This is a genomic window from Frankia sp. AiPs1 (genome assembly GCF_023716945.1).
In the GTDB taxonomy this organism is placed as follows: domain Bacteria; phylum Actinomycetota; class Actinomycetes; order Frankiales; family Frankiaceae; genus Frankia.
The window spans coordinates 1-3,779 of record NZ_JAMQQF010000574.1; the positions used below are offsets into that span (position 1 = coordinate 1).

Genomic DNA, 3,779 nt, shown 5'->3' on the forward strand with positions numbered 1-3,779 from the left:
GCGCGGTGCCCGCGCCGGCACCGCGGCCCGCTCGCCCGTCCCGCCCCTCCCGCGAGGCAGCCGTACCAGTTTCGGACCGACCGGGCTCGGCGCGCCGGCCGGCGTCCGACGGTCAGCTCAGGCCATGGGAGCAAGCGCGCCGCGGCGCGGGCGGCCTGCAGCCGTGGGAGGAGATCCCGGTCCGGCTCTCGGTCCGCGACCGGGCCCGCATCCCGCTGCCGGGCTCCTGGCGGATCACCGTGACTTCGCTGTTCCCGTACTCGGGGACGACGACGCTCGCCGGCGTCATCGGCCTGACTCTGACGGGGGTGCGTGCGCATCCGGTGCTCGCCGTCGACCTGTGGCCCGGCGAGTTTCCGGCTGGGGTCACGGCGCCGGCCTCGGGCGACAACGAGGAAGAGCCCCGCGGCGACCCACTGACCAGTCGGGTCGGCTCCGCCGGGACGACCACGGTCGCGGACGTCGTCCGATACCAGGCCGCCGACGGTTCCGCCCCGGAGCTACGCCTAATGATCAGTGGCCGTCGATCCGGCGGCGCCCGGGACCTCGACGTACTGCCGGTCCGGCCCGACGCCGGCCAGATCACCGCCGATTCGCCGCCCGTCGACGACGGCCCTGCGGGCCAGGACGCGCCCGCGGTCCCGTCCGGCACCCAGCCGGTCACGCCGACCGGCCTGCGCTCGACGTTGGGCCTGCTCGCGCACTCCTACCCGCTGGTACTGGTCGACGCGCCGACCGGAGCTCCACTGACCGAGGTGGCGGTGGAGGCCGCGGATCTCGTCGTCCTGACGACGCTCGCCACGGCGGCCGATCTGGAGGCGACTCTCATGCGGTTGCGGGCGTTCCGCGAGGCGCCGGGCCGACGGCAGACCCGCGACGGGGGGCCGCCGATCGTCGCAGCGATCGTCGCCCCGCGGCGCGGTCGGCCATCGCCCCGCACTCGGGCGGCCGCGGCGCGGCTCGGCCGGCAGGTGGACTCCCTCGTGCGCATCCCCTACGACGCCCGACTGGACCCGAGCCGGCACACGCCGGTCCGCATCCCACGGCTACGCCGACGTACTCGCCGTGCCTACATGCGACTGGCCGCGGCCACCGTGGAAAGCCTGTTCGCATTGGCAAAAGCCGAGGTAGCGGCCCCTCCGGCAGCCGGCGAGCGGCCCGCGGGACCCGCACCTGAAGCCATCGGACCGGTCACTGCTCGCACAGGGGCCGGCGCGACCAGCGGCCCCGCGAGCACTACTGGAGATCACCCCACGCCGCCAGGCGTATCATTCGGCGACCTACGGTCACCAACGGCACCCTCAAGGATCGCCGGACCGGATCGTCCGGGCGGAGCCCGCCCGTGAGAAAGGAACCGCGATGATCCTGGACGCCGCCGCCAAGGCGACCGTCATCCTGGCCGACGTGAAGGTGAACCCGGACGACACCAAAGCGCCCGGCATCAACGCGCTGAAAGACCTGGTCAACGGCCTGGCCGCCTATGCAGTGATCGCTGCCGTCGCCGCCGTGCTACTCGGCGGGATCGCCTGGGCACTCGGCGAGCGGATGGGACTCGAGCGAGCTTCGACGGTCGGAAAGAGCGGCGTCATCGCCGGCTTCGGGCTGGCATTCCTCGTCGGCGCCGCCGCGGCCTTCATCAACTTCTTCCTGGCCACCGGCGCAACGGCCACCGCCCCCGCGCCCAACCCGGGGGGGCAGCGCCCGCCCGCCGTCGTTGTCACTGTCGCCGTTGACCCCGGCGTGGTCCATGACCCATCGTCAACGCTCTTCTGACTGGTTCCCCGGGTACCAGCGGGCGGACATTGCGATGATGACCGTGCCGTCTTGGGAGGGGAGTGGGCGTTGCCGGTCCTGATGGAGAGTGTGGCCAGACGCCTGATCATCATCATCGTAGCCACTGGCGCGGTGAGCGTGATCGGCGGTTTGGTGATCGGACGCTATGTCATCCCGGACAAGGGCGCGAGTCCAGACACCGCCTCAGTCGCGCCCGCCCCCACCCCCAGCACAGCTCCGACCACTAGCCCGGCGGCAATACCACCCACCCCCACCCTGGCCCCGAAGCCTGATTCCGCCGAGGGGAAGCCACAAGGCGCCACGAGTGGTAGCCAGGTCCCCGGCCTCCCCACTCGTATCAACGAGTTCGGCATCCCAGTCGGCTATCCCCACACCGAAGCCGGTGCAGTGAGCGCCTGCGCCAACTACGACGCCATCACTGGGACACTGCGGAATCGCGAGCCTTCCCGGATCAGAAAGATGTACGAGTCGATTGCGCTTCCCGAGGCTTCTAAACGGATCGCCGATACGATCATTCAAAATGATAAAGACAGCGCAAAGGCGTACGGCGTCCCGTCGATCCAGAGTCCTGACTTTAGTCTGACTGGACGAGGCATCGGGTATGCGGTCCGTTCTTACAATGAAAATGAAGCAAATATTACAATCTGGGGGATTGTAGCATTCGGCATTTACGGGAATGCTAACCCTAGCCTAGCACCTCGGCAAGGCTGGGGGACGGACTTCTGTCAAATTGTATGGCAGGAGGGGGACTGGAAACTTAAGGACGCGGGTGATGGTCCCGCAGAGCCAGATATCACTCAGCGCGCAGCCGAAAGTTTCAAGGAATTTCTATTGGTCGGAGCCGGCACGTGACCGCAGGTAACGAAGTTATCGCCGCGTCCTTCAGCTCTCTGAATCCCCTCAGTGCAATCAAGGGCGCGATTTCGGGGAGTGTGGATGCCTACTTCAATTCGATGGGGACGGCGTTCTGTGGGATGGCCGCGGACCTGTCGAGTTCCGTGTTCAGCTTCGCGGCGCAGAAGACGACCGTCGACCTGAAGGCCGACTACGTCGTCCAGAACTACAACATCGCGTTCGGGATCGCGGTGTTGATCGTCACCGGCCTCTTCCTCTGCGCCTGCATCATGGGGGCGGTGCGGGGCGACCCGCACGTCTTCGTCCGGGCGCTCACGGCAACCGGCACCTCGATCCTGGGCTCCTTCGTCGCGCTTGCGCTGCTTCAGATGATTCTGACCGCCTCGGATGGCATCGCTGACGCCTTCGGCAACGGCAAACCGCTGGGATCCGATCTCGTGGCCCAGGTACGGGCGCTACCAGAACAGGGCAACTTCGCCCTCGATCTCGTGCTGTCGCTGCTCGTCGCGATGTTCTCGTTCGCGTTGTTCGTGGTGCTCTACATCCGCAAGGTCGCGATCATCGTGATGGCGGTCTTCATCCCGCTCTACCTCGCCGGGCAGCCGACGATGTCGACGAGCGCCTGGCTCAAGCGTGCCACCGAACTCCTCCTGGCTCTGATCTTCGCGAAGCCAGTCATCTATGCCATCTTCACACTCGGCGCCGGGATGGCCAGCGACTCGACCGGATCCACGGTCGATCAGACCCTGACGATCCTCAGTGGGACCGTGGTCATGATTGCCGCGGTGTTCGCCCCCTTCGTCCTCATGCGCCTGATGGGATTCGCCGATGTCCATCTGATGCGGGCCGTCGGCTCGGCAGGCCGGCGCAGCGCCGCATCCTTTGGCCAGGGCGCGGGCGCACTGCTCGGATCGACGTCCCGGGAGACCTTCCGCGGAATTGGTGCCCGGCTCCAGACACGTAATCGCGGCGTCCTCGGCGACACCGGCGGCATCGGTGTGGAACCCGGACTCGCTCGGCCGGCCGCGCTACGGACCGGACGCGGCGGAATCGGCGCGCCCGTGGGCGGGTCATCCCGGGCCGGTGCCGCGACCGCGTCGGTGCGGGGCTCCGGCGGCCGACCCCGGACC

Annotated in this window: 4 protein-coding genes; all 4 read left to right on the forward strand. The window is 68.3% G+C overall.

Annotation, left to right across the window (positions count from 1 at the left end; translation table 11 throughout):
- On the forward strand, window positions 1-1,346 hold a 1,346-nt coding region (locus tag ND748_RS27585; protein WP_251749128.1), incomplete at its 5' end, for a hypothetical protein.
- A gap of 13 nt (window positions 1,347-1,359) precedes the next feature.
- The gene (locus ND748_RS27590; RefSeq protein ID WP_044885412.1) at window positions 1,360-1,773 is read left to right on the forward strand and encodes a DUF6112 family protein; all 414 of its coding nucleotides are present in this window, start codon (window positions 1,360-1,362) and stop codon (window positions 1,771-1,773) included.
- A gap of 69 nt (window positions 1,774-1,842) precedes the next feature.
- Window positions 1,843-2,646, forward strand: a complete 804-nt coding sequence (locus ND748_RS27595) for a hypothetical protein (protein WP_251749129.1) — start codon at window positions 1,843-1,845, stop codon at window positions 2,644-2,646.
- Window positions 2,643-3,779, forward strand: a 1,137-nt coding sequence (locus ND748_RS27600) for a hypothetical protein (RefSeq protein WP_251749130.1), incomplete at its 3' end; no start/stop codon positions are given. The genes ND748_RS27595 and ND748_RS27600, both read left to right, overlap by 4 nt.